The following is a 24,148-nucleotide window of genomic DNA, read 5'->3' on the forward strand; positions in this document are numbered from 1 at the left end:
ACCTCTTGAATAAATCCCCTCTGTGTACTCTGCGTACTCTGTGGTGAAATTACTCTGTGGTGAAATTATTCCGCCTCCAGGTCACCGTCCACCGTCACCGTAGTCCACGGTTGCACGGTCACGGAGGTGATTCCTAATTCATGGTCACCGATGGTCAGCGTCACGGTATGGGACATGCCTGCCTGCAACAGATTCTCTCCGGCGGCGTAGTTCACCGTTAAACCGCTGAACGTGCCTATGGAAGTTTCTACAGTCAGTGTATAGGTGCCGCCCGCCTGTAAAGGAGGCACCTGTATCGTTCCTATTTCCACGGGAACGGTGCCGGTCACCTCGGTTCCCGGTCCGGCAAGGCTCAGTGAGAGTCCGGCGGGATGATCCGCCGTAGCGCTGAACGCCGGCACTCCCGTAGCCAACGTCAAGTCCGCGCAAGGCAGCGCCCCGTTCACCGTAATCCGGCGGATGCTTACAGCCACTCCGTCCGTCAGGCCCTTGCAGGCTTTGAAGCAGAGCTGTGTGAGCAGATGGCTGAACTCCAGCGGACGGTCCGCCTTCAAGCGGTTGCCGGCAAAGCGCTCACCTTCCCACTTGTTGCCACGAAGCTCGGCGGCATAAAGCAGGTCGGTCTGTCCCGTAAGCACGAAAGACGCCACGCCGCTTACCGGAACGGCCGCCGGAGCGAAAGCGGTCAGGTAGAGCCAGTCGCCCGAAGGGGGGAATACAGGCTCGGCTTCCGCCGCCGCTTTCCACTCCATAGAGCCGTCAGTCCGGACCGTGGCGTCCCAAGCGCCTTCGTATGCCTCCGATAAAGAAGCGTAGTCACCCTTCACAGTAGAAAGTGCCACCGTAGCTTCGAACTCCTGTTCCGGCAGATTGCCGGCAGCGGCATCCCTCGACAGCGCTCCGTCCCGGGCACAGAGCTGCACCGGGACCCTCTCTTCCGTCAAGAGAGAGTCGCCGGCGGCCGTACAGCCGGAAACCCATGCGCCCAGCAGGGCGAAGAGGCCTATCTGTGTAAAAGAGTGTTTCGTCAACATGGGCAACAGGGAGATTTATTCTAATGTCGCGCTGCCGGCAGCACCGGCCTTCCATGGAGTCACGGTAGCGGTAGCCGTCACTTTGGTAGCATTCGCACCCTTCGGCTCTTTCACTGTCAAGGTGATCAGGTGGGCTTCGCCTTTCACTGTAGCCAGATCGTCTCCGCCCGCAGCCTTAACGGGCACATTGTGGAAAGGAATGTCTGTGCCACCTACATTGATAATGGCGCAAACCGTCAGTTTAGCCGCAGGACGGATCATGACCGGTGTACCCACTTTCACGGCTTCCGCCGACAGCACATTGTTAGAAATGCCCGGGACAGGAAGAGTACCGCTATTGATATTATCCCACGTCACATCGCCATTGGTGGCGTTCACCATGGTAGGACGATAAGCCTCCTGCACCTCAATGCTTTTCAGGCTGACCGTTTTACCTGCCCACTCTCCTTTGCTCTCGGCAATCGGTTCCAGTTTCATCGCAAAATTAAGCTGAGTGGTGAGGTGCTCAAAAACCAGGGCGGCTGTTTGCGATGCCCCGCTGTTGCCGGCCGCTACTTCCTTCGCATACATCACGTCCTGCTGTCCGTCTGTCTGAAGGATCTTTACTGTAGTCGCACTCACCTCACCTGCGGGAGAGACTGCCGCCAGGAAAGAATTCTCACTCGTATTTGACGCATGATAGTAAAGAGTAGGGTTCAGCCCTAAATCGGCGGCAGAACCGCCTACCGTGAAAGTGGTGTTCGACACAGTGGCGCGTGCATTCAGCGCTCCGTCATCGCCAACCTCGTTCTTGGTGACCGGAGTAAAACCCGACCAATTTCCCGATGTTCCGTCGTGCATCAGCACGGTAGCTGTCACCTCGGCTCCTTCGGCAGCCACAGCACGGCTGGTGGCCAGGCCCTGTACGCTCTGCGACACCCGGATAGGGGTTGCGTTCACCGGATTCTCGGGCAGACTGTCCGTGTCATTGCTTGAGCAGCCCGCCAATAGGAATGCCATGACCGCTACACTTAATTTCGTTTTCATCATTTTTTCTTAAGTTTATAGTTAATAATATAGTTGTTATTTCAAGGATTCACCGCTTACCTTGCCTCCATCCAGTTCGCCGCTTCCCGGTTTCCCCGCCTGCCACTCTCCTACTGTGGCCACGGCGCTTATCTCTACAGGATCGGGTGCGGAAGGTGAGGGTAACTCCACCTTCACCGTATACGAGATGCCTCCCTCGCCTGCCCCGCCTCCTTCGAAACGGATGGGAAGTTCCCGGTAGACCCGGTCGTGCGTACGGTCATCGTCCACGGCCAGCGTCAGGTCGAGGGTGAACGTAGCCGAAGGTTGCACCAATACATAGCCCGGAAGAGAAAGTTTGCCATCGGTAAACCCTAATCCGTCCCCTCCTTCCTCAACGGTATAGATGGGCACCGAAACCGTTTCATCCGCAGCGGTAAGCAGTTCCGTAGCAAGCGAAAGGCTGACCTCGCCCGCCAGGCCATTGAGGTGGAGCTCACGGATGCGAAACCCTTCGGTGTTTTCCGCCTCGATGGTGAGGGCAAAACTGAGCCGGGTCAGCAGATGGCGGTACATCAGCGATTGTTCTTCCGCCGGACCGAAAGGTGACGACAGCGAACCGGACTGTTCCCCGGTCAGCATCAGGTCTTCTTCGCCCGTGAGCCGGTAAGTCAGGCTGCCGTCCGCCTCCAGGGGAGCCGGGGGATAATATCCCCTCAGAAAGAGCGCCGAACCGTCAGCGGGATAATAGCGTTCGGGGGTGAGGCGGATTTCGTTGTCCGTAGCCACCCCGTCCCAAGCACCGTCGTACTCTCCCGTGCGGCTTCCATAGGCAATGCCCACAGAAGTTTCGCCAAAGGTGCTGACCAACGCACGGGTGCGGATGCCTGTGTAAAGCCGGATGGGGACAGGCTCTACCTCGGGACGCGGCTCAAGGGTGCGCTCGGTGCAGGAGCAGAAGCAGAAGCCAATAAGAGCGACCACTTTTATCATATATTTCGGCTTGAATATCATATTCCCAATCTTCTTGTTTTAGTTCACCACTATTATTAAAACCTATATCCCACGCCCACGTTGATCCCCGTCAGCCCCCAACGGACGGACGAGGCATCGTGATGATAGTATGCATGGGGCGGCTCGTTGTCGTAAGCCTTCGCCGAGGCATTGCGATAGCCTCCACGTATCCCGGCTTCTATCCCCCAATGGCGTGACAGGGGCAGATAGACACCGAAAGAAAGTCCGGTATGCCAGTAGCATCCCGTGCGGCTGGCACCTGTAGCGCCCGCATCTCCCGAAGGTGAAGGCTGATAATCGAAGTCGCCCAGTTGCCCGTAAACTCCCAGATAGAACCGGCGGTAACGCCCGTCTCCCCTAAGCCACAGGCGGGGTTCGAGGCTAATGCCCGAAACACCCCAGAAACGGTGCTCCTTCCCCCCTTTCCAACCGGAATATGCCGCCGAAGCCACCACTGACCAACGACGGGCAAAGCACAGTTCGGCAGCCAGGTTGGGACGGAAAGCCGCCAAACGGCCCTCCGGCGTCAGACCCGCCCAGTCGGACAGATTGGTTTTCAGGGAGAAGATGACCCGCGAGGGCCCGACCTGCGCAGGGTATGCGTGCTCCGCCGCGAGCGGGCGGGACTGTTCGTGAAGAGCGGGTACCGGGCACGTTCCGCCCTCCGGCAACGAAGGAGCCCGTGCGGGCAAAAGCGGATAACGGGAGGCATACCCGGCATAGCGGGAACGGCTCAGGGTATCGGCCGCCAACGGTTCGCGCAGGCATACCACCACCACATCGCGCTCCTCGTCGGGACACGGCACGGCATGGTTGTGTGTCACAAACCAGGCTTCTTTCATCCCCTTGCGGGTGATAAGTTCGGATTTCACACGGCTGCTGCGTACATAACCCAGCCGGAGATTATCGCGCACACTGCTCCCCGATGTACAGTAACCGTCTACGTGGATGCGCATCTTTCCATCCACGATGGAGGAACGGAAAGCGGTGACTGCCGCAAAAAGCCGTTTCAGTTCGTGGTCGTTGCCACGATAGTCGGCATACAGCACATCACGCCCCTGTACAAAACGGAATGTATGCAGCGAATCGCACCGCCGGGCAGGGCAAACGCCGCCCTCTTGTCCCAAGGCAGGGGCGGAAAGCAGAAAGACATATAGGAGCAGAAGTAAAATCCGGTTCATGGCAGACAATCTCTAAAAATCAAATTACAAACACAATTCCGTCAAATGAATCTCACCGAAGATGCTGCGCATCATCTGGTTGACCACACCCATACGGGAAGCGACTACCCCATAGCGTCCGTAGACACGCTGTTCGTCCACGTCGGGAGAAACCGGGTGTACACCCTCGTTCAGTATCAGCAAAAGGGATAAAAGGTTGACGGACTCCAAAGGCTTACAGAGTTCGTACGACTCCGGCTTATCCGGAGCCTCCCGACAGACACAACGAACCAAGCCTCCGCCTTCTAATTGAAGCAGAAGTACGGAAGCATCTTCAAAAATACAGTCAGCAGGATGGTAAGGACAGCCGCAGGATGTGTCCCGATAATAGATATAACGCAAAAGCCTGATGGCTTCCTGAGTAATTGCTGTAAGCATATTTTCTTGTTTTGTTGTGTGATGGCCGTTACTTTGTAGGTAACGGCACATGACAGACCGAAGTGTCAGCGGGCGTCTTACTCTCTAAACATCAGAAATAAAAACATTTATACGTTTAGCAACCGGCATAAAATGTCAATATCGCATTTAAACATTTAAATGTGAAAGCCACTCACATGCGGTTTTTCTTCATAAAAAGATAAAAAGGCAGGTAAAAAAGACAGTATGGAAGATTATTTGGAGATTTAAACGAAATTATTTACGGTTTTATTTGGATATTTGCTTTGTTTTGTTCACTTTTGTGCAATTATATTCGTGCCGTTACCTACAAAGTAACGGCTGATTATCAGACAGATACTACTACACAGCAGCATTCATCTGTCCCATAGTGTACTTTATGATTCCTTCGTTGACACGGTTCAACTCTTCCTCTTCAAAAGGTTTCAGGTACGTCTCCGTCACTTTAACGGACGAGTGCCCCATAGCATTGGCAATCAAGCCTATCGGTACTTTTTGACGGAAGGCGGTTGTTGCCCATGTATGGCGGATGGTATACGAACTGATGCGGACACCCAGCCCCAACACCTTGGAAAGCCTGTCCAGGCGATGGTTGAACTTGCGGAGTTCCCGTTGATACGTTTTATATCCCGCCTCGCTCCCCCATTCGCAAGTCCCTAGGATGGGGAAAAGATAGTCCGATCCCTCCTGAGGGTTTGCATCGAGATCGATCAGAGCCTGCGTCTCCGCCGAAACAAGGGCAGTCAGCGCACGCCCCGTCTTCTTACGCTTGTACGTCAGCCGCTTCTTGGGCTGCAAGCCCTCGGCAGGCAGATAGGCATAGTCGGCAAAAGACATCCCACGGAAACGATACATCAGGCTGGCGCGTACGCATGCCGTACGAAGCGACTTGGGAAGTGCGGAAAGGTCGGCATTGAGTATCCTGCTCATGACATCGGGTTCGATGGCACGCTTGATACCGGCACGCGTACCGGTGCCGACGTCGCTGAACAGCATAGGGTCATAGTCCTCTACTATCTTCTCGCGAACTGCCCTGCGATAAGCGGCTTTGAGCATACGGAGGTAGGTGGAAACCGTATTCTCCCTCTTACCCGCTCCCCTCAAATGATTTTCGTACCGTTTCAGACATTCGGGCGTGAGCACACCGAACGGAACAGCCTTATTTCCGCAAAAAGCGGAGAACGACTTCATGGCACAATCGTACACGTGGGCAGTGCCGTAACGCCCGCCCGACTTCATCTTTTTGACCAGAGAAGCCAAATAAAATGTTAAACTTTGTTTTTTCATATTTTATCAATTTAATTACAAATAACACCTCTCGCGCGTTCCGGTTCATTGCGGGCGCACGCGATGAAACATCAGGACAAATGACCAAATGCCCGATAAACAGAGGGATCGGGGGAAAAGAACTATTCAAAAAATTCATATATCTTTGCGCCCCAAAATGTAAATTAACTGCTTTTCGGCAGAAATTATAAACATTTAAATGATTTAAAAACATGAACAATCAACACCCAAACTGGCTACTCGAAGGATTCCATCCGATATCCACCGTAGCCATCGCTTATTTTCCGGACTTACAGGCCAGCAGTTCAGCAATCCGCCGCTTCCGCAGCGAAATACAGAAGCACCCCCGACTTGCCCGGGAACTGGCGGAAGCGGAATACCACCCGCACACCCTGATGCTTTCTCCCAGACAAATCAGTATCATCATCCGGCATTGGGGCATGCCGGACGAAGCAGGATTATTGATCACCCGAAACCCGGAATTGAGGGAGACTCTGCTCAATCGTGACCGGAAATTCGACTGATATATTCATATATCTTTTTTTGTTAGTATTTATTATATGGCCCACCTGATATTTTTGAAGGGTGACAAGACACCGCATAAACATCTGTGAACCAAACGATAAGAGACAGAGAAAAGGTGGCTCCGGCACTGGCCCACCTATGGAGGACGAAACGGGGAGGAAACGGAGCCTCAAACGCAGGCAAACAGAGCCTCCGTCACAGGCCGACAGAGGCTCTGCCGGAGAGAAACGGAGCCTCTGTAGCCACCCTCCCCAGCCTATCCCCCCCGAAAAACAAACAGGAAGCAACAGAGAGTGACTTGTTCCAACCAATCAGAACCCGTTTTTTGGAGAGAGGGCGAAGGGAGGGTACTTTTGCGGAGAGTTCACCACAGAGTAGCACAGAGCGACACAGAGTTTTTGTTTCTTTTTGATAACCGGTACACTTGAAAAAATATTTTCTCTATGTTACTCTGTGTTACTCTGTGGTGAGAAATCAGATTAGAAATCCATTAAAAACAAAACTGCCATGAAAACACCAACTGTCGAAATGCTGAAAAAAGGCTATATCGTCATCCCAAAATCTCTGTTAGAAAACTATTTCGCCACTCACGGACAAACAGAGGGACGATTCGAAGCCCTGATACGGGTATTGATGAACGTCAACTACTCGGATACGGAGTGCGACTCGTGCGGACAGCACTTCATCTGCCACCGCGGAGAATCACCCCACAGCCTGCTCCACTGGGCGAGCCTGCTGGGCTGGAAACGCACGCAAACCCGGCACTTCTTCAATGCAATGATCAAAGAAGGCATCATCGAGCGGCTACCCTCTCCCAACGGAATGATGCGGATACGAGTCAACAACTACGACTTATGGACGGGGAAGCTGAAAGCGTATGAAACGGGAAACAGTTCGTCGGACCGGAGTTTCCACCTCTTCTGGGAAAAGTATCACGAGATGACGCAAACAGCCAAAGTAAACATCGGACGTGCAAGGCGCGAATGGAAAAAGCTGAGCGAACCCGAACGACAGGCAGCCATCGAAAGCGTGGAGGAATACTATTGTCACTTGAATGACACACGGTTCTGCAAACAAGCAGCGATGTATCTGGCGGATAAAGCGTTTCTGAATGAATATGAAATGTAAGGTACACGCGCGCGTACATTATATATAAACGAATCAGGGTTCACCACAGATTTCACAGATTAACACAGATTTAAATTTAAAAGGGGAACACCGAAAAATAGAACCGGAACTATGAGAGAAATCAATCGCTCACCACAGAGTACACGGATTAACACAGATTTATCTATTTCTCAATCTGTGTTAATCTGTGTAATCTGTGGTGAAAAACATTAAAACTCTGTGTACTCCGTGTACTCTGTGGTGAACAACCTTATCGCTGACCGAGCTGAGAGTCGATAAAGAAAATACCGGAATCACCGGCTCTCTTAATCTTATCGATAATGCCCTGTGCAGTAGCTTCTTCTTCTACCTGTTCGCGAACGAATCCCCAAAGGAAATCCTGAGTCGCTTTATCTTTTTCGGCTGCGGCCATGTCGACCAATGCATCCACTAATTTCGATACATGGCGTTCGTGCTCAAAGACGTGTTCAAACACTTCGAGGGGAGTACCCCAACCGGTAGGAACAACATCTACCTTATCTACTTTGGCCGTACCGCCACGTTTAATAATATATTCGGCCATGGCATAAGCATGCCCCATCTCTTCTTGAGATTGCTTCTTCATCCAATGTGCAAAACCGCTAAAACCTTCTCTTTCAAAATAGAAAGACATAGACAAATACAGATTAGAAGACCACATCTCGGCTGTAATCTGTTCGTTAATTGCATTCTGTAATTTCTCTGAAATCATAATCGTATTCATTTTAAGTTATTAAAATCACTACAAAAATAACAATTTTAAAAGATAGATTGTTCGGAGATTACACTAATTCCTCCGAAGTATAGCCCTTCGGTAATTCACGGCAGTTATAGCCGGAAGCCATAATCTCGCCATAAGCACCGGCGGAACGAAGGGCAATCAAGTCGCCACGCTTCACCTTATTCAGATCGACGGCTTTGCCAAAAACGTCGGACGACTCACAGATGGGACCTACCACATCGTAGGTCTCGACTGTCGTATCCTCGGAAGTCAGGTTCTCCATCTTGTGATGGGCCTGATAGAGTGCCGGACGAATCAGGTCGGTCATACCAGCATCGAGAATAGCAAACTGCTTGTTGGTGCCTTGCTTGACATAAAGCACCTTGGAGATCAGCGAACCGCATTGTCCCGTAATGGCACGCCCCAGTTCGAAATGTAAAGTCTGGTGCGGACGAAGTTTCAGATGTTCATCGTACGTACGGAAGTAGTCGGCAAAGTCCGGAATGGCCTGACGGTTGGGGTGATCGTAATCAATGCCCAGTCCGCCGCCTACGTTGATATGTTCCACGAGGATGTGACGGGCTTCGAGCTTATCCTGCAACTCGTTGACACGGTTGCAAAGCGCAATGAAATCCCCCATATCGAGAATCTGCGAACCGATGTGGAAATGAAGGCCGATAAACTTCACGTTCTTCATGCCCAAAGCCACATCGATCACCTTATCCATATCGTGCATGCTGATGCCGAATTTGTTTTCGGCCAGCCCGGTAGTGATATTGGCATGGGTATGCGCACCGACATTGGGGTTGATGCGGAAAGCAACGTTGGCTACTTTGCCCTTGGCAGCGGCCAGTTCGTTGATGACTTCCAATTCAGGAACCGACTCGACGTTGAAACAGAAAATATCGTAATCGAGTCCCAGGTTGATCTCCCAATCAGCTTTGCCTACACCGGCAAAGACGATCTTCCCGGCAGGAAAACCGGCTTTGATGGCAGCACGGATTTCACCTCCGCTGACACAGTCGGCACCCAGTCCGCTTTCGCGGATGATGGTCAGTACCTTGGAATTGGCATTGGCCTTGACGGCATAGTGTACACTGAAGTTGTCGTAACGTGCCACCTCACGGTTGACGCACGCCAGCGTGTCGCGAAGCACCTTTGTATCATAATAATAAAAAGGGGTCTGCAACTCGCGGAATTTATGAATGGGGAATACAGTTTTCATGTTGAAAAGTGACTAATGAGGTTTAAGTTGGAATCACCACAGATTACACGGATTTTCACAGATTAACAATTTATCTCGTTGATATTTCGAGATTAAAAGTTCTGTGTTAATCTGTGCAATCTGTGGTGAACCTAATTCATTTCTATTTGCCGTTGAACAGCATATCGCTGAGCGACTGCAAAGCAACCTTCTTGTCGCACTCACGAATCAGGAAGGAGATGTTATAGTTGCTACCGCCAAACGAAATCATACGCACGGGAATGTCGCGCATAGCATCGAGTGCTTTGGCTTCGAAACCTACGTTCTCCCACTCCAGGTCGCCTACGACGCAGATGATACACATGTCTTTGTCGACTGTAACGGTACCGTATTTCTTCAGGTCGTCCAGGATTTCGTTGAGGTGCTTGGTATTGTCGACAGATACGGAAACTCCTACCTCCGACGTACAGATCATATCGATGGAAGTCTGGTAGCTCTCGAAGATCTCGAACACCTTGCGGAGGAAACCGTGAGCAAGCAGCATACGGCTCGACTTGATCTTGATAGCAGTAATATTGTCCTTGGCAGCTACAGCTTTGATCTTACCTTTTTCCGTATCGTTGGAGATCAGCGTGCCCGGCGCAAGAGGGTCCATGGTGTTCAGCAGGCGGACCGGAATGTTGGCATATTTGGCAGGCTGAATACAGGTGGGGTGCAGAATCTTGGCACCGAAGTAGGCCAACTCGGCAGCTTCTTCAAAATGCAGCTGGCGCACCGGCGCCGTTTTGTCGACAATGCGCGGGTCGTTGTTATGCATACCGTCGATATCAGTCCAGATCTGGATTTCGGAAGCATGAATAGCAGCACCGATCAGTGAGGCGGTATAGTCGCTTCCACCACGCTGCAAGTTGTCAATCTCGCCATAAGCATTGCGGCAGATAAAGCCTTGGGTGATGTAAATTTCAGCATCCGGATAGAGTTCCAGTTGTGCCTGAAGTTTATCTTTAATATAGATAGGATCGGGTTCCGCATTCTTATCTGTACGCATATACTCCAAAGCCGGAAGCAATACGGACTTCACGCCACACTCCTGCAAGTAGTAGTTGACCATAGCGGTAGAGATCAGCTCGCCCTGTGCCAGCACCACTTTCTCTTCGAACAGGGTGAAAAGGTCTTTGGTGTACGAACGGATATAGTCGAAATGAGATTTTATGATCTCCAACCCTTTCTGTTTATACTCCTCAGTAGCGTAAAGCTCGTCAACATGCTGTTTATATTTAGCCTCCAGCTTATTGATAATCTCGTTGGCACCTTCCGGATTCTTCTTGTACAGATAGTCGGAAATCTCCACCAATGTGTTTGTTGTGCCCGACATAGCCGAGAGGACAACAATCTTTCTTTCACCATCGGTAATCAATTTGGCCACTTCCTTCATCCGCTGTGCAGAGCCTACGGAAGTTCCTCCAAACTTTAAAACTTTCATTTTCGTTACTGTGTTAAAATTAGTATGTATATTAATTATTTTCTCTTTTCACAAATTCGTCCGTCACATTGACAATGCGGTGTTCGGCACACCGGTATACCTGTCCGGGATATTCGGTAACCAACTGGAGATTATGGGTGGTCATCACTACCAATGATCCCGCCTGACAGATGTTGTGCAGCAGTTCGACAATGGCCTTTCCAGTCTCCACATCGAGGTTCCCGGTAGGCTCGTCCGCTAAGATAATCTCCGGCGAGTTGAGCACGGCACGCGCTATCACGATGCGTTGCTGCTCGCCACCCGAAAGTTCATTAGGCAGTTTATAGCCCTTATTCTCCATCCCGACAAGGTTGAGCACCTCAGCGATGCGCTCCCTGATCTCTTGTTTATTCTTCCACCCGGTAGCGCGAAGCACGAATTCAAGGTTGTCGTTCACTGTACGGTCGGTGAGGAGTTGAAAATCCTGAAAGACAATGCCCAGCTTGCGCCGCAACTGCGGAATGTGCTTGCGTTTGATGGATGTCATCCGGTAACCAAGCACTTCGGCTTCGCCGGAAGCCACATCAAGCTCACCATAGAAGGTCTTGAGCAGACTGGTCTTGCCGGAGCCTACTTTACCCACCAGGTAAACGAACTCACCTTTGTGCAGTTGCAGATTGACATCGCTCAGCACACAGAGTTCCTGCTGATGTATCTCTACGTCGGTATAGTGAATCAGTGTTTCGTCCATGAGTCGCTATGTCTTATCTGCAATTCGCGTGCCAGATCTTCGATGCGGTATCCTTTGGAAGTCAACAATACAATCAGGTGATAGATCAGATCGGAACCTTCGTAGATCAGACGGTCGTCTGTGCCGTTGGTGGCTTCGATCACGGTTTCTACCGCCTCTTCACCTACCTTCTGGGCAATCTTGTTGATACCGGACTCGAACAGGCTGGTGGTATAGGACTTCTCGGGCATCTCTTCGTGACGTCTGTCAATGAAATCCTGCAGCAACTTGAGGAACATGACAGGTTCTTCGTTCTTCTCTCCCCAACAAGTATCAGTTCCGGTATGACATACCGGACCGACCGGATTTACCTGAATCAGCAGAGTGTCTTTGTCACAATCTTCTTTGATAGACACGACATTCAGGAAGTTACCGCTCTCTTCGCCTTTTGTCCACAAACGGTTCTTGGTACGGCTGAAAAAGGTTACTTTCCCGGTTTCAACAGTTTTCTCGTAAGCCTCCTTGTTCATGAAGCCAAGCATCAGCACCTTGCGGGTGTCGTTGTCTTGTATGATAGCCGGAACGAGTCCGTTCATTTTATCAAAATCTAAATCCATGGTTCTTATGTTTTCGGGTTCACCACAGATTACACGGATTTTCACTGATTAATCTTTGATCTCTTTGATTATCTACGATTAAAAGTTCTGTGTTAATCTGTGTAATCTGTGGTGAACTCTTATTTAATTCATTTCTATATCGTCTTTTATCTTCAGGCTAAGATTTACTTACGCTTTCTACCTGACGGTAATTCCCTGGCCGCAAAGATACGATTTTAATTCGGGAATTTTAATTTCTCCGAAGTGAAAAACACTGGCTGCCAGTGCGGCATCTGCTTTACCAAGTGTAAAAGCATCGCGGAAGTGCTCCATCCGGCCTGCTCCGCCCGATGCGATAACGGGTATGGAGAGTTGGGAAGCCAGCTCCGCCAGGGCTTCATTGGCGTATCCGGTCTTCACTCCATCGTGGTTCATACTGGTAAACAGCACTTCACCGGCTCCGCGCTCCTGAGCTTCTTTGGTCCACGTCATCAGTTCTTTGTCAGTCTCAATACGCCCGCCGTTGAGATAACATTTCCACCCGTTCTCAGTCTGCTTGGCATCTACCGCAAGCACACATACCTGTGACCCGAAATGTTTGGCAATATCGTCTATCAGCTGCGGATTGCGAATGGCGGAAGAGTTAATGGAAATTTTGTCGGCACCGGCATTGAGCAGGCGGTCTACATCACTCAATTCGTTGATCCCTCCCCCAACAGTAAAAGGAATACTGATATTGGCAGCAATCCGCCGGACCAGTTCGGCAAAGGTCTTACGCCCTTCATGACTGGCGGTAATATCAAGAAACACCAGTTCGTCGGCTCCCTGCTCGCTATAGGCACGCCCCAATTCTACCGGATCGCCGGCTTGGCGCAGGTTTACGAAATTCGTCCCTTTCACGGTCTGCCCGTCTTTGATATCGAGACAAGGTATAATTCTTTTTGCTAACACGATTCTATATTTACGATTTTACGTTTGATTAATGGTTGACCACAAAATTACACAGAACTCCAAAGAGTGCAACGATTAAAAAAAACAGAACTCTGTAAAACTCCGCATTACCCTGTGGTTAAATAAATGCCTGAAGCTCTTGAAGAGTGATACGACCCTCGTAAAGAGCCTTGCCGAAAATGACGGCAGGCACCCCGGCTTCATGCAACGCTTCAATGTCGGCCACACTGCTCACTCCACCACTGGCTATCAGGTAAAGGGTGGGATGCTCTGTCAGTATTTCCTTATATAGTTCGAGGGAAGGTCCGGCCAGCATACCGTCACAACTGATATCGGTACAGATCACCTTTTCAACGCCCTTTTTCGTATAATCTTTTAGAAAAGGGAAAAGTTCACAGTCACTTTCGTCCTTCCAACCGTTGACAGCTATCTTATGATCTTTGACATCGGCGCCCAGAATGATTTTTTCACTACCGTAACGGTCTATCCAACGACAAAACACATCAGGGTTCCTGACGGCTATACTGCCGCCGGTCACCATCTGCGCCCCGTTCTCAAAAGCGATTATCAGGTCTTCGTCGCTCTTCAGCCCACCGCCGAAATCGATAATCAGCGAAGTGCGGCTGGCTATCAGGTCGAGTGTCCGGTAGTTGACCACATGATGTGAAGCAGCACCATCCAGATCCACAACGTGCAGACGCCGGATGCCGTTGGCCTCAAACTCCTTGGCAACCTCCACCGGGTTTTCATTATATACCTTTTTGCTATCATAATCTCCCTGGGAAAGGCGTACACACTTCCCGTCGATAATATCAATGGCCGGAATTAATTCTATCATCTGTCTGTTCTCAATTAACGGTTTAAACTTCCGGGGGAATCAGAGCTCCAGGAAATTCTTTATAATTCTCTCACCCGCCACCCCACTTTTTTCGGGATGAAACTGGGTGGCATAGAAGTTATCTTTATGCAAAGCGGCACTGAAAGGGTGGATATAATCGGTCTCGGCAGCCGTAAACTCACTGACGGGTACATAATAACTATGTACGAAATAAACAAATTCATCACGGGTGAATCCTTTGAACAAGTCACTCTTCAACTGACCGATGGTATTCCATCCCATGTGGGGTACCTTATCCTCGTGTTTCCGGGGCACAAAACGTTTTACGTCGGTATCGAAAATCCCAAGGCAACCGACGTTCCCCTCTTCGGAGAAACGACACATCAGCTGCATGCCCAGACAAATGCCCAATACCGGCTGGCGGAGTTCTTTAATGAAACGGTCCATACCACTCTCTTTGAGATGAAGCATAGTAGTCTCAGCCTCCCCCACCCCGGGAAAGATCACTTTATCAGCGGCTTTCAACACCTCTTTGTCAGAGGTAATCACCGCTTCCACTCCCAGGCGTTTCAATGCATAGTCCACAGAACGGATGTTACCTGCATTATATTTGATAACTGCTACTTTCATTTTAATGTACTACATTTAGTCCGCAAAAATAACGAATTATTGCAAAACCACGAAAAATCGGAGCAAGAAGTTTGAATTAAAAGATAGATTTATAACAGATAGAAAGATTTTCGGCATATAAAACGAATAAGTATTATCCGAAAGGGAAAACAGAAGGAAAACAGGGGACCAATTACACTATTATTTTTTCACACTTTTTTTTCAAACTAAATGGCTTAAAAATGAGGAACTAAGCCAAAATCGCTTCATTTTTTTCAAAAAACTTTTCGTTCAGCTATTGCAGGTTTCGGAAAAATGCCTACCTTTGCAACCGCAATCGAGAGAGATAGCGATTAAGAAATGAAATACTGGTGCGTTAGTTCAGTTGGTTAGAATACATGCCTGTCACGCATGGGGTCACGGGTTCGAGTCCCGTACGCACCGCATCTCAAATCTTAATAAAAAAATAAAATTGGTGCGTTAGTTCAGTTGGTTAGAATACATGCCTGTCACGCATGGGGTCACGGGTTCGAGTCCCGTACGCACCGCAGATATTAATAATAATTTTATATAATCCTCTGTTTTCTTTGATAAAACAGAGGATTTTTAGTATATCCATCAAAATACAGAATTAAAAGCAACAAAGCCTTCCTTATTGCATTCAAAAACCGACACGACTAATACAAAAGCAAACCACCTATCCGGAAATTAAAAAATAACTTTTGCCCAACATATTTAAATACATGCCGAACAAAAGTTATTCATAGCAGACTACATCACGCACAAAAACAATCAGTTCGCTTCCATTTGCTTATCAAACGCTTGTTGAATCAACTCCATGATATCATCCAATTCATTCATATTCGAAATACCGACTTCTACATCGCCATTGCCCCATCGTCCCAAGTTGGATACATCTTTGCACAAACCTTTTGGATCAAGTATATCTGCAAATGCTACATTTAGAGAAAGGCGCAACCGGGATTTCTGAGGCACGACATCCACAAAATTAGTATAAGCCTTAAAGGCAATATACAACTTCTTGAGTTCCTCCTTTACGGAAGGATCTATATTCATGATCCTTCTGCGCAAGGCCTGAAACAGAGTAAGTATGTCCCCCTTCAGATATTCATAGTGCTCTAACGTATACTCTGCAGAATCTCTCTCCGCAGATCTATAAACTTCGAGTGTCTCCGGCGATAATAACGGAAATCTCCATATTTCTTTAGCTTTCTCAGCCAATTGCCCCGCACGCACAAGTATCTGCTCTTCGTTCCACGAACTGATTTTCCTCAGATATGAATTGAGGCGAATAGGAGAATCGTCGAAACCTCCCTCCATACTCTTCTTTTCTTGGAACGGACGATCACTCAATTCCGAATTATAACCAGTCAGAGTCAGATTACCAAGTGTGTGTAAATATTTACCCTGGACTTCTACCCAACCTTCCCCTAACATTTCTTGCCACTCGTGTGATAGATTAGGATTTTGGGGCATAACATGCTCGATGGTATAATCAGAAATATTCACCATCTCCTTACGCTGAAAATTTTCCAACCGATTTAAAAGGTAGTTCCTGTTACGGAAATTATAAACATCTTTGGTTTGTAGGAAAGTAGTGAACTCCGTATCGTTCGGAAAGCGCTTATAACTATCCAGCAATAGGAATGCAGCTTTCAGGCCATCCATATAATTCGCTTTATCGAATGACTTATAGAGAGTAGCGAACGTCTTATTCAGGCTATTTGTCGGTATGCCGCAAATGGCGCGTCTGAACACATAATTCTCAACCAGACAAAGAGCTTCGTAGAACTCGTCCCTACTGATAACTTCGTTGACATAATCGTTGTACAACGGTAATAAAAACGGGTAACTAACGTCAACCCTCAACTGGCTGATGCGTTTGAAAGCCCCGCAAAGCTGCTTATCCGGCTCTTTGTGAAGCACCATGTTGACGTAATATCCGGAATAAGTATAAATGTCTTTGACTACTTCGCTGATCGTATCGGGAGCTTTACCCCCTATCACATAGGCCTTGAAAGCATCGTACACCATATCGATACGAGGAATGGTGCCTGTCTTCACTGATAAGTAATCGCGCATGAAGCTATTAAACAGCGCCGCATATTCACTACCATATCCTTGTTCCATAGGATACCAATAAGATTCATAAAGTGAGGTCTGCAAGTGAACTTCTTGTCCCATCAGCACGTAATTGCGAATCAAGTCGGCTTGTGATAAATCAAGTCCCGTACTGTTCATACTTTCAAATATCAATTGTGGGTTGTCCTTCTCCTTTTCAAGAGCCACATCCACAACAAACAGTCGCTGTACCCCGCTATAAATAGCTACCACATTCTCCTTGTTTATCTTACTTTTAAAGAAGTCATAGTTTTCAATGATGCGTTGTGACATCCCCTCGGACTGAGGAATCCCCTTCAATAAATTTATATAGGTATCTTTATCTCTGCGGGTCAGCAGAAGTTTATACCGCAATTCATTATCTTCTTCCGGGTTAATCAGATAATAGTTCTGAAGTTTAGTGAAGCTGGTATCTATCTCTACTGCATTCTCTTTTATAAAATCGGCAATAGCCGCTATCAGCAAAGAGACGGTGGTCAAGCGCTGCTGTCCATCAATAACCAGAAGTTTAGGCACATCGGACACTGTATGTATACTCTCCTGAAAATAAACGATAGAACCGATAAAATGTCCCTGGACGGCAGAGTCGTTGCTAATACGCAAAATATCATTCAACAATTGATTGCATTGAACCAGTTGCCAACTGTATGTCCGCTGATAAATAGGAATTACAAACTGTCGTGGTCCCTTTATGATGCTTAAAAGATTATTGGAAGATGCTTTCATAGATTATGCTTATTTTACAATAACAAAAGTATTCTTTTTCCCGATTATAAGAGAATAAAATAGGAAAATTATCAATAGTTTCCTGTTTTTGTCCGTTCATTGACCAATAATATTTCTCACTACCTTTGATTGAACATAATAGAGACAGAGCTTAATGATTGTCCACAATTGAACAAGGGAGTCAGTTTCCATGATAAAACTACAAAATTTAAAAAGGAACTTAAAACTCTGATTAAAACACGGGACAAGTGCACGAAGGACTTGAGAATCTTCTTGTTCGTAGACAATATTGATAGATACTCTGAGAAGAAAATCATCCAATCGATTGATTCTTAACTCAGAATATTCTATTACCGATATTTGTTAGTACTGGTCAGTAAAACTAAGGATGCATCTTTTGTCATCAGGCAAAAAGAGGAAACACAGGGAAATACGGTTGAAACATATTCCATCACTTTATTAAAAGATATCCATGTGAACCGAACAAACTACGCGATTCTATTGAATGTGCCCGATACACGGTTATAGCCTATTGAGAGCCGGCCATAGACTTGGGAAAATACATATAACTCGAAAAAAATACATTTTTTTTTGCTCACTCCTGAACAAAATGATTTCTTCTGCGTTTATAATTATGCAAATCGGCCTGAAGCGCTTTATGCCTATGGGAATATCCATAATAGTCGCACCGTATGCCTCCCCGGCATAGACAGGTAAGATTGCATAGTAGTTTTGTCGTGTTTTATTTTGTGTTTGTGTTGTGACGGTGCTGCGATGTGAATCGAAGTACCGTTTTTTTGTACCTACCTCTCAGAAGCTAAAAGATTTACCATAAAAGAAGCAGAATACAGAGTAACGGGTTAAATGTTCCGATGGACGAATTGTCCGTCGATCCAGAACGTGGCATGCTCAGAACGGAACTTCAGTAAAACGTATTCCGGATCAGTCGGTCCCTTTGGAAAATGGGCGATAAACCAGTCTTGCCAATACTTCTGTTTGAGTCCGGCATCTGTCACTACCTCCACTTCACCCGTCAGGGCAACGCTATTCCCTTGTTCGTAGAAACAAAGACCCGCTTTCGGGTTGCTCCGGAAATCTTTCGTTTTCACAGAATGTTCTCCGGTTGCCATCCAAATCTCAGAAATACCTTCCGAAGCAATCTTGCTCAAAGGGACAGGGCGGGGATATCCCTCTTGATTGACTGAACTGAGTATTACCGTTTCACAACCTTGCAGCAAATCTGCTGCTCTTTCGTTTAATGATTTCATTGTATATGATATTTAGATTGATAATCCCTGCAAATATAAGCTTGCCCACCTACCCCGGCGTTGTAAAAAAACGACTTTTACAGAATAAGAAGCAGACTAAATTTCTTACAGACATAGTTTATTTTACGCTCGCGATACAATGCCTGTACCCGAAACTAAATCCGAAACGCTTTTCTAAAGGAGATTTCCTTTATCACCCAACCGATATTTTATTTCTCAATATACGTCAGCAGCCCCTCTTGCGGTAAGGTCGGAGAAAGGAATGATTCTGCCGTACCGCCGGACAGTGTCTTAACCTCTTTCAGGAAGTGCGAAACATCGTAATATCCGGCATTCACCGCTACCGAGAGCAGGTTATTTGCCTCCGTCGTACTTTTCAGCAGATCGATCGCCTGCCTGAACTTCACAATCCGGCTGTATTCTTTAGGGGTAAATCCGGTAAACAGCTTGAACCGCCGTTCCAGATGCCGTTGACACAAACAGGCATCTTCTGCCAGCAAACGGATCTCCCGCTGACCGTGGTACAAATGAATGTGGTTTACCGCAAAAACAATCTGTTTGTCCACTACATCGTGCTTGTACATCGACCGCACCAATACTGTCTCAATACACTGAATCCTGCTCCGCAAATCCGGAAGCTCGTAGAGTCGCTCTGTAAACGAATCATCGAACAGCTTGATTCCCAAGTCGGCACTGCCGATCCGCTGACCAGCCAATTCCTGCACGGGCAGGTCCATGAATCGGAATAATCCGCAAGGATGAAAACGAATACCAACCATGTGAACCGTTTCGGTATACGTGACCAACTCCGAATAGCGTTTCATCGGTCCCACGAAAAACGAACGGCAAGACGGCATGATCCGCCCTTCGTTGCCTACCGGTTGTGTTATCCCGCCCAAAGCGAAAATCAAATCGGTACACCCATCCGGCAGGACGTTGATACGCATCCCATACTCAGGACTTCCTTTGAACTCCCAGATTTTATCGACGTAAGGAGCCAGCAGTCCACAAGGTTGATATTCTCTATACATACTTCAATTTCGGGCAAATATAGTGAGAATCACTCACACCTGCTATTTATCCGAATACAAACCGATATGGTTTCCTTCGCTATCGGCAAAAACAGCGAAATGTCCCCTGCCTTCAGCGTCGATCTTCGTCTCGGGGATAATGACTTTCCCGCCTTTCTGCAGGACACGTTCCAGCGACTTGCCGATCTCTTCGCAATAGAAGTGAATCAATGTTCCTCGCTCCGAAGGCAGGAAATCGGGTGCCCACGACACCGCTCCCACCGCTTCGCCCTGCTCCATGAAGCAGGCCATCTTCTCCTCTTCATACTCCGAGACCGCCAATTTGATGTCCAACACTGTTTCATAAAATCCTACCGCCCGGTGGAAATCTGCCGCCGGAATCTCAAAAAACGCAATAAACTTTTCCATTTTCTTTCTATTAATAAGGTGAATACTGTATGCCGGAAGTCACGTCTCCCAAGCACACCGCAAAAGTAGGGCAAAGCACCCGCCCCGGATAGTAAAAAACAGACATCATTCCTCCACGGAAAAATAATCGGAATAAGGAGCGCAAACAGCTAAGTATTCCGCCGGAGTATATCCCGAGAAGAGTTTGAACTCCTTAATCATGTGCGATTGGTCGAAGAAACCACATTCGCAGGCCAGTTGCGCAAACGAAATGCCCGGCTGGCATTGCAAGGTGTACAACGCCCGCTGCATCCGCACAATGCGCAGAAACTCCTTGGGAGTAGCGCCTACGTACTCCGCAAACACCCGCCCAAACTGCTTATTGCTCAGGCAGGCTACGTCCGCCAGTTGTGCCGTACGGATGTACGGATGGAGGGTTACCGCCTCCAAAGCGGTCGAAACCCGCTTCAAGTTGTATTCGGAAAAAGCGTAGAGACGGCTTAACAGAAACTTTTCTATCAGGCGGATGCACGCCGCCTGATCCGGCATATCGGCTACCCGCCTGCCCAGATCAACCAGCTGAGGATCGTCCGTCTCTTCGGTATTTACATTCATCCCACGAAACTCGCTAACAGGCATGTGAAGGAAAGCTTTTGCGGCAAAGGGCTGAAAAACGACTACGATCATCTCCAGCATCCCCGTAGACTCGACATCGGAATAGCCGAACGCCTGCCCGCTGATGAAAGAAGAGGGTTGCAACCGGCCTTCGGTCAGCGAAAGCAGTTGCCGCCCCCGGTGAAAGACCATCTGGACGCACCCCACGGGCAGCGTCCGTTCGGATACCGGCGCAAGCGCATCGTCGCTCAATACCCAGTAATGCCGGACATAAGGGACAAGTGCCGCAGCAGGTTTTATGATTCTGAATGATTGCATAGACTACAAATATATTGTTTTTTAGATCATCACGGCAAAGATAAGGTACGGGAAAAAGAAGGGATAGGAAAAAAGAGACAAAGAAAAGCAAGAATGGACAAACGCAGCTGATATTTAGAACGTACTTTTGTCCACCAAAACAAACAGGCATGAATATACAAGAAAGAAGCAGGATAGAATATCATTCCAGGATTAATAGGGTGATGGATTTCATCGACCGGAACCTGGAGCAACCGATCGAACTGAAAGACATCGCTGCCGTTGCCAACTTTTCACCCTTTCATTTCCACCGGATATTTACCTTTCTGATAGGTGAAACACCGACCGACTACATCCAGCGTCTCAGGGTGGAGAAGGCAGCATGGAAATTACAGAAAGATCCCTTCCCGTCCATCACCGAGATTGCTTACAGCTGCGGTTTCGGCAGTACATCCCTGTTCTGCCGGACCTTCAAAAAGTATTTCGGCATCACCCCTACCCAGTTCAGCCGAACGGATAAGCCGGTCTATGTATTCGAAGGAAACCTATTTAGCAAGAACGGGCAAGCGATCCGCAAGAATATGACACACAGTGCAGTGGCAAATTTCGACCTTTGCGGTGTAAAACTAAAACAACTATATTTTATGGAATCAATTGTAGAAGTAAAAGAAATGCCGGAAATGAAAGCGATCTATTGCCGCCACATCGGCCCGTTCCACCTGATTGGCCAGGCTTACGCAAAATTGGGACAATGGGCAACACCCAGGGGATTGTACACGCCTAATGTTACTAAAACCGCTACCGTCACACACGACGATCCTTCGATCACCGATGAAGACAAAATCAGGCAAAGTGCCTGCATCATTGTCGACAAAGAGGTGAAGGTAGAAGGCGAAATCGGTAAGATGACGATTCCGGGCGGTCAGTATGCAGTCGGGCATTTCGAACTTGGAATGGACGAGTTTCAGAAGGCATGGAACACCATGTGCCATTGGTTCACCGAAAGCGGCTACCAGCAAGGAGATGGATGTGCGTATGAATTGTACCACAACGACTACACCACCCATCCGCAAAAGAAACACATTGTTGACATCTGCATACCGGTAAAACCATTATAGATCAAAAGAAAGGTATGGAAGACTACCTTAAAGTAGAATTTAAGAATCTTATAGATTGAAGCCTTTTTAAGGATAATTCCCTTGTTTAAATATTAATATATTAAGTACCAATGCATATTTAGTTATCAATATCAATTTGAGTATAATATTAAAGACCAATAAATTATACTTCTAATAGATTCAGCTAATCCTGATTAACTACTTAATAATATTAGATGAAAGCAAGGGAATTAGCATGTTTCGACTTACAGCGTTATAAGTAACGCTGCCTTATTTTCCTATTATATTCTCTTTTTTTTAAAAAAATCGTATCTTTGTGCATCTATAAACCTTTTAATCCTTTCGCCCATGATAGAAGCTCCCGAAGCTCGCCTGCTGTGCGAGCAACTGAACAAAACCGTATGCGGCAAACGAATCACGGATGTATTCGCCCAATATACACCACATAAATTTGCCTGGTTTTATGGTAAACCGGAAGAGTGTGCCGAACGCCTGGTTGGCAAGACCATTGACAAAGCCTGCCCACAAGGCGGAATGGTCGAACTAACGGCTGGAGACACGATGTTGGTTTTGACAGACGGGGTCAATCTTCGTTATTTCGAACCGGGAGCGAAGTTACCCACCAAACATCAACTGCTGGTGGCATTCGATGACGAAAGTTGCCTGTTAGCATCTGTACGGATGTACGGAGCACTGTTGTGCTTTACCCGAGGGCATTTTGACGCACCATTGGTCGCCTATTACGAAACGGCCAGAACAAAGCCACAAGTGATGTCGGACGCCTTTGACAAGGAGTACTTTCTTGGATTGGTAAATGCGCCGGATGCACAGAAGAAATCGGCAAAAGCTTTTCTGGCCACGGAACAGACAATTCCCGGACTGGGCAACGGAGTATTGCAAGACATCCTGTACCATGCGCATATCCATCCAAAAACAAAGATCGACAAACTGGGCGCAGAGGAAAAGGAGAAAATGTACGAACAAGTGAAAGAGACACTACAAGATATCTACCGCCTGGGCGGACGAAGCACCGAAACTGATTTGTTTGGAGTTCCCGGGCAATATGTAGCCTCCCTGTCAAAAAATACAGCGGGACATGCGTGCCCCAAATGTGGTGAAACCATTGTGAAAGAGAACTATCTGGGAGGAAGCATTTATTATTGCAGGGGATGCCAGGTAATGAAATAAGCCCCTCACAGTCACTATTCAATTATAAAAACAAAAAAAACAATGAAACAAGAAGTATTATTTATCATTCTCAACGAGTATGCCGATTGGGAAAGTGCTTTCGTAGCAGCGTCCTTTCATTCCGGACTAATGCCGGGCAGTGAAATCAAGTACGTAGTCAAAACAGTAGCCCCCACTTTGGATCCAGTCTGCTCTTTGGGTGGTTTCCGTACTCTGCCGGACTACAGTTTCGACAACCTTCCTTCCGATTATGCTGCCTTGGTCCTAATTGGTGGTATGCAATGGCAGTCTCCTGAAGCAGAACGTGTATTCCCCATCGTGCAAAATGCTTTTGAAAAAGGGAAAGTGATTGGCGGTATCTGCAACGCTGCTTCATTTCTGTGCGCCCATGGCTTCCTAAACAATGTTAAGCATACCGGAAACACCCTTGCCGTGCTCAAACAGTGGGGCGGAGAACGATATACCAACGAAGATGGTTACCTGGAAAAGCAAGCTGTCGGTGATAAGAACATAGTTACGGCAAACGGTACCGGTTATCTGGAATTCACCCGTGAGTTGCTATTAGCATTGAAAGCCGATACGGAGGAAAAGATCGAAGCATTTTATGATTTCAGTAAGAATGGACTTGTGAGATAGCA

At 47.8% G+C, this 24,148-nt stretch carries 25 protein-coding genes and 2 tRNA genes; 8 read left to right on the forward strand and 19 right to left on the reverse strand.

The genetic code is table 11. From position 1 onward, the window contains the following. Nucleotides 1-65: 65 nt before the first annotated feature. The 6 genes from KO473_RS16950 to KO473_RS16975 all read right to left on the reverse strand — a co-directional run bounded on the left by KO473_RS16950 (nucleotide 66) and on the right by KO473_RS16975 (nucleotide 5,956). Nucleotides 66-1,034, reverse strand: coding sequence for a fimbrillin family protein (locus KO473_RS16950; RefSeq protein WP_122130723.1), 969 nt, complete (start codon nucleotides 1,032-1,034; stop codon nucleotides 66-68). Nucleotides 1,035-1,049: 15 nt separating this feature from the next. Next, nucleotides 1,050-2,063, reverse strand: coding sequence for a fimbrillin family protein (locus tag KO473_RS16955; protein WP_122130722.1), 1,014 nt, complete (start codon nucleotides 2,061-2,063; stop codon nucleotides 1,050-1,052). Between the two features lie 33 nt (nucleotides 2,064-2,096). Further along, complete coding sequence (locus KO473_RS16960) at nucleotides 2,097-3,053, reverse strand: fimbrillin family protein (protein WP_122130721.1); 957 nt, start codon at nucleotides 3,051-3,053, stop codon at nucleotides 2,097-2,099. A 35-nt stretch (nucleotides 3,054-3,088) separates the two neighbouring features. After that, nucleotides 3,089-4,234, reverse strand: coding sequence for a DUF3575 domain-containing protein (locus KO473_RS16965; RefSeq protein WP_122130720.1), 1,146 nt, complete (start codon nucleotides 4,232-4,234; stop codon nucleotides 3,089-3,091). 24 nt (nucleotides 4,235-4,258) lie between these two features. After that, nucleotides 4,259-4,651, reverse strand: coding sequence for a hypothetical protein (locus KO473_RS16970; RefSeq protein WP_005806999.1), 393 nt, complete (start codon nucleotides 4,649-4,651; stop codon nucleotides 4,259-4,261). A gap of 360 nt (nucleotides 4,652-5,011) precedes the next feature. Then, nucleotides 5,012-5,956: a site-specific integrase gene (locus KO473_RS16975; protein ID WP_005807001.1), complete on the reverse strand. Its 945-nt coding sequence runs from the start codon at nucleotides 5,954-5,956 to the stop codon at nucleotides 5,012-5,014. 212 nt (nucleotides 5,957-6,168) lie between these two features. On the opposite strand from KO473_RS16975, the gene KO473_RS16980 reads away from it, so the two are divergent. From KO473_RS16980 to KO473_RS16990, 3 genes are all read left to right on the forward strand, one after another. Beyond that, nucleotides 6,169-6,480, forward strand: coding sequence for a DUF4248 domain-containing protein (locus KO473_RS16980; RefSeq protein WP_122130719.1), 312 nt, complete (start codon nucleotides 6,169-6,171; stop codon nucleotides 6,478-6,480). An 86-nt stretch (nucleotides 6,481-6,566) separates the two neighbouring features. Further along, nucleotides 6,567-6,893, forward strand: coding sequence for a hypothetical protein (locus tag KO473_RS16985; protein WP_122130718.1), 327 nt, complete (start codon nucleotides 6,567-6,569; stop codon nucleotides 6,891-6,893). A 95-nt stretch (nucleotides 6,894-6,988) separates the two neighbouring features. Further along, on the forward strand, nucleotides 6,989-7,609 hold the full coding sequence (locus KO473_RS16990; RefSeq protein WP_005780050.1) for a hypothetical protein: 621 nt from the start codon (nucleotides 6,989-6,991) through the stop codon (nucleotides 7,607-7,609). Nucleotides 7,610-7,859: 250 nt separating this feature from the next. On the opposite strand, the gene KO473_RS16995 is transcribed toward KO473_RS16990, so the two are convergent. The 8 genes from KO473_RS16995 to hisH all read right to left on the reverse strand — a co-directional run bounded on the left by KO473_RS16995 (nucleotide 7,860) and on the right by hisH (nucleotide 14,759). Then, nucleotides 7,860-8,339 (reverse strand): ferritin, encoded by a 480-nt coding sequence (locus KO473_RS16995; protein ID WP_005807003.1) that lies wholly within the window; start codon nucleotides 8,337-8,339, stop codon nucleotides 7,860-7,862. Between the two features lie 70 nt (nucleotides 8,340-8,409). Further along, nucleotides 8,410-9,573, reverse strand: coding sequence for a diaminopimelate decarboxylase (gene lysA, locus KO473_RS17000; RefSeq protein WP_005780054.1), 1,164 nt, complete (start codon nucleotides 9,571-9,573; stop codon nucleotides 8,410-8,412). A 142-nt stretch (nucleotides 9,574-9,715) separates the two neighbouring features. Beyond that, nucleotides 9,716-11,035 carry an aspartate kinase gene (locus tag KO473_RS17005; protein ID WP_005780056.1) on the reverse strand — a complete coding sequence of 440 codons (1,320 nt, stop codon included), beginning with the start codon at nucleotides 11,033-11,035 and terminating at the stop codon, nucleotides 9,716-9,718. A 31-nt stretch (nucleotides 11,036-11,066) separates the two neighbouring features. After that, entirely contained in the window at nucleotides 11,067-11,765 is a 699-nt protein-coding gene (locus KO473_RS17010; protein WP_005780058.1) for a cell division ATP-binding protein FtsE, read from the reverse strand. Continuing rightward, nucleotides 11,750-12,361: a bifunctional phosphoribosyl-AMP cyclohydrolase/phosphoribosyl-ATP diphosphatase HisIE gene (hisIE, locus tag KO473_RS17015; protein ID WP_005780060.1), complete on the reverse strand. Its 612-nt coding sequence runs from the start codon at nucleotides 12,359-12,361 to the stop codon at nucleotides 11,750-11,752. Before hisIE ends, KO473_RS17010 begins: the two co-directional genes overlap by 16 nt. 177 nt (nucleotides 12,362-12,538) lie before the next feature. Further along, on the reverse strand, nucleotides 12,539-13,291 hold the full coding sequence (hisF, locus tag KO473_RS17020) for an imidazole glycerol phosphate synthase subunit HisF (RefSeq protein ID WP_005780061.1): 753 nt from the start codon (nucleotides 13,289-13,291) through the stop codon (nucleotides 12,539-12,541). Between the two features lie 118 nt (nucleotides 13,292-13,409). Then, nucleotides 13,410-14,129 (reverse strand): 1-(5-phosphoribosyl)-5-[(5-phosphoribosylamino)methylideneamino]imidazole-4-carboxamide isomerase, encoded by a 720-nt coding sequence (gene hisA / locus KO473_RS17025; RefSeq protein WP_122130717.1) that lies wholly within the window; start codon nucleotides 14,127-14,129, stop codon nucleotides 13,410-13,412. A 39-nt stretch (nucleotides 14,130-14,168) separates the two neighbouring features. After that, the gene (gene hisH, locus KO473_RS17030; protein WP_005780065.1) at nucleotides 14,169-14,759 is read right to left on the reverse strand and encodes an imidazole glycerol phosphate synthase subunit HisH; all 591 of its coding nucleotides are present in this window, start codon (nucleotides 14,757-14,759) and stop codon (nucleotides 14,169-14,171) included. Nucleotides 14,760-15,108: 349 nt separating this feature from the next. Between hisH and KO473_RS17035 the strand changes: the two genes are divergently transcribed. Further along, a tRNA-Asp gene (locus KO473_RS17035) sits at nucleotides 15,109-15,182 on the forward strand. A 30-nt stretch (nucleotides 15,183-15,212) separates the two neighbouring features. Further along, a tRNA-Asp gene (locus tag KO473_RS17040) sits at nucleotides 15,213-15,286 on the forward strand. Between the two features lie 244 nt (nucleotides 15,287-15,530). Here the strand turns inward: KO473_RS17040 and KO473_RS17045 are convergent. From KO473_RS17045 to KO473_RS17065, 5 genes are all read right to left on the reverse strand, one after another. Then, nucleotides 15,531-17,606 (reverse strand): DUF262 and DUF1524 domain-containing protein, encoded by a 2,076-nt coding sequence (locus KO473_RS17045; protein ID WP_005807282.1) that lies wholly within the window; start codon nucleotides 17,604-17,606, stop codon nucleotides 15,531-15,533. An 860-nt stretch (nucleotides 17,607-18,466) separates the two neighbouring features. Continuing rightward, nucleotides 18,467-18,874, reverse strand: coding sequence for a pyridoxamine 5'-phosphate oxidase family protein (locus KO473_RS17050; protein WP_005780089.1), 408 nt, complete (start codon nucleotides 18,872-18,874; stop codon nucleotides 18,467-18,469). 209 nt (nucleotides 18,875-19,083) lie between these two features. Further along, complete coding sequence (locus KO473_RS17055; RefSeq protein WP_005807288.1) at nucleotides 19,084-19,905, reverse strand: helix-turn-helix domain-containing protein; 822 nt, start codon at nucleotides 19,903-19,905, stop codon at nucleotides 19,084-19,086. A gap of 42 nt (nucleotides 19,906-19,947) precedes the next feature. Next, nucleotides 19,948-20,313 carry a VOC family protein gene (locus KO473_RS17060; protein WP_005780096.1) on the reverse strand — a complete coding sequence of 122 codons (366 nt, stop codon included), beginning with the start codon at nucleotides 20,311-20,313 and terminating at the stop codon, nucleotides 19,948-19,950. Nucleotides 20,314-20,418: 105 nt separating this feature from the next. Continuing rightward, complete coding sequence (locus KO473_RS17065; protein WP_122130714.1) at nucleotides 20,419-21,225, reverse strand: helix-turn-helix domain-containing protein; 807 nt, start codon at nucleotides 21,223-21,225, stop codon at nucleotides 20,419-20,421. Between the two features lie 149 nt (nucleotides 21,226-21,374). On the opposite strand from KO473_RS17065, the gene KO473_RS17070 reads away from it, so the two are divergent. The 3 genes from KO473_RS17070 to KO473_RS17080 all read left to right on the forward strand — a co-directional run bounded on the left by KO473_RS17070 (nucleotide 21,375) and on the right by KO473_RS17080 (nucleotide 24,146). Then, nucleotides 21,375-22,322, forward strand: coding sequence for a GyrI-like domain-containing protein (locus KO473_RS17070; RefSeq protein WP_032541704.1), 948 nt, complete (start codon nucleotides 21,375-21,377; stop codon nucleotides 22,320-22,322). A 348-nt stretch (nucleotides 22,323-22,670) separates the two neighbouring features. Next, nucleotides 22,671-23,510, forward strand: coding sequence for an endonuclease VIII (locus tag KO473_RS17075; RefSeq protein WP_122130713.1), 840 nt, complete (start codon nucleotides 22,671-22,673; stop codon nucleotides 23,508-23,510). A gap of 42 nt (nucleotides 23,511-23,552) precedes the next feature. Further along, complete coding sequence (locus KO473_RS17080) at nucleotides 23,553-24,146, forward strand: type 1 glutamine amidotransferase family protein (protein WP_005780102.1); 594 nt, start codon at nucleotides 23,553-23,555, stop codon at nucleotides 24,144-24,146. Nucleotides 24,147-24,148 lie beyond the last annotated feature (2 nt).

Source organism: Bacteroides sp. HF-4919 (genome assembly GCF_018860125.1).

Excerpts from the sequence above, each read along its gene's own strand:
- KO473_RS16950 (WP_122130723.1), bottom strand. The coding sequence starts at position 1,034 with ATGTTGACGAAACACTCTTTTACACAGATAGGCCTCTTCGCCCTGCTG.
- KO473_RS16955 (WP_122130722.1), bottom strand. The coding sequence starts at position 2,063 with ATGATGAAAACGAAATTAAGTGTAGCGGTCATGGCATTCCTATTGGCG.
- KO473_RS16960 (WP_122130721.1), bottom strand. The coding sequence starts at position 3,053 with ATGATATTCAAGCCGAAATATATGATAAAAGTGGTCGCTCTTATTGGC.
- KO473_RS16965 (WP_122130720.1), bottom strand. The coding sequence starts at position 4,234 with ATGAACCGGATTTTACTTCTGCTCCTATATGTCTTTCTGCTTTCCGCC.
- KO473_RS16970 (WP_005806999.1), bottom strand. The coding sequence starts at position 4,651 with ATGCTTACAGCAATTACTCAGGAAGCCATCAGGCTTTTGCGTTATATC.
- KO473_RS16975 (WP_005807001.1), bottom strand. The coding sequence starts at position 5,956 with ATGAAAAAACAAAGTTTAACATTTTATTTGGCTTCTCTGGTCAAAAAG.
- KO473_RS16980 (WP_122130719.1), top strand. The coding sequence starts at position 6,169 with ATGAACAATCAACACCCAAACTGGCTACTCGAAGGATTCCATCCGATA.
- KO473_RS16990 (WP_005780050.1), top strand. The coding sequence starts at position 6,989 with ATGAAAACACCAACTGTCGAAATGCTGAAAAAAGGCTATATCGTCATC.
- KO473_RS16995 (WP_005807003.1), bottom strand. The coding sequence starts at position 8,339 with ATGATTTCAGAGAAATTACAGAATGCAATTAACGAACAGATTACAGCC.
- lysA (WP_005780054.1), bottom strand. The coding sequence starts at position 9,573 with ATGAAAACTGTATTCCCCATTCATAAATTCCGCGAGTTGCAGACCCCT.
- KO473_RS17005 (WP_005780056.1), bottom strand. The coding sequence starts at position 11,035 with ATGAAAGTTTTAAAGTTTGGAGGAACTTCCGTAGGCTCTGCACAGCGG.
- KO473_RS17010 (WP_005780058.1), bottom strand. The coding sequence starts at position 11,765 with ATGGACGAAACACTGATTCACTATACCGACGTAGAGATACATCAGCAG.
- hisIE (WP_005780060.1), bottom strand. The coding sequence starts at position 12,361 with ATGGATTTAGATTTTGATAAAATGAACGGACTCGTTCCGGCTATCATA.
- hisA (WP_122130717.1), bottom strand. The coding sequence starts at position 14,129 with ATGATAGAATTAATTCCGGCCATTGATATTATCGACGGGAAGTGTGTA.
- hisH (WP_005780065.1), bottom strand. The coding sequence starts at position 14,759 with ATGAAAGTAGCAGTTATCAAATATAATGCAGGTAACATCCGTTCTGTG.
- KO473_RS17045 (WP_005807282.1), bottom strand. The coding sequence starts at position 17,606 with ATGAAAGCATCTTCCAATAATCTTTTAAGCATCATAAAGGGACCACGA.
- KO473_RS17050 (WP_005780089.1), bottom strand. The coding sequence starts at position 18,874 with ATGAAATCATTAAACGAAAGAGCAGCAGATTTGCTGCAAGGTTGTGAA.
- KO473_RS17055 (WP_005807288.1), bottom strand. The coding sequence starts at position 19,905 with ATGTATAGAGAATATCAACCTTGTGGACTGCTGGCTCCTTACGTCGAT.
- KO473_RS17060 (WP_005780096.1), bottom strand. The coding sequence starts at position 20,313 with ATGGAAAAGTTTATTGCGTTTTTTGAGATTCCGGCGGCAGATTTCCAC.
- KO473_RS17065 (WP_122130714.1), bottom strand. The coding sequence starts at position 21,225 with ATGCAATCATTCAGAATCATAAAACCTGCTGCGGCACTTGTCCCTTAT.
- KO473_RS17070 (WP_032541704.1), top strand. The coding sequence starts at position 21,375 with ATGAATATACAAGAAAGAAGCAGGATAGAATATCATTCCAGGATTAAT.
- KO473_RS17075 (WP_122130713.1), top strand. The coding sequence starts at position 22,671 with ATGATAGAAGCTCCCGAAGCTCGCCTGCTGTGCGAGCAACTGAACAAA.
- KO473_RS17080 (WP_005780102.1), top strand. The coding sequence starts at position 23,553 with ATGAAACAAGAAGTATTATTTATCATTCTCAACGAGTATGCCGATTGG.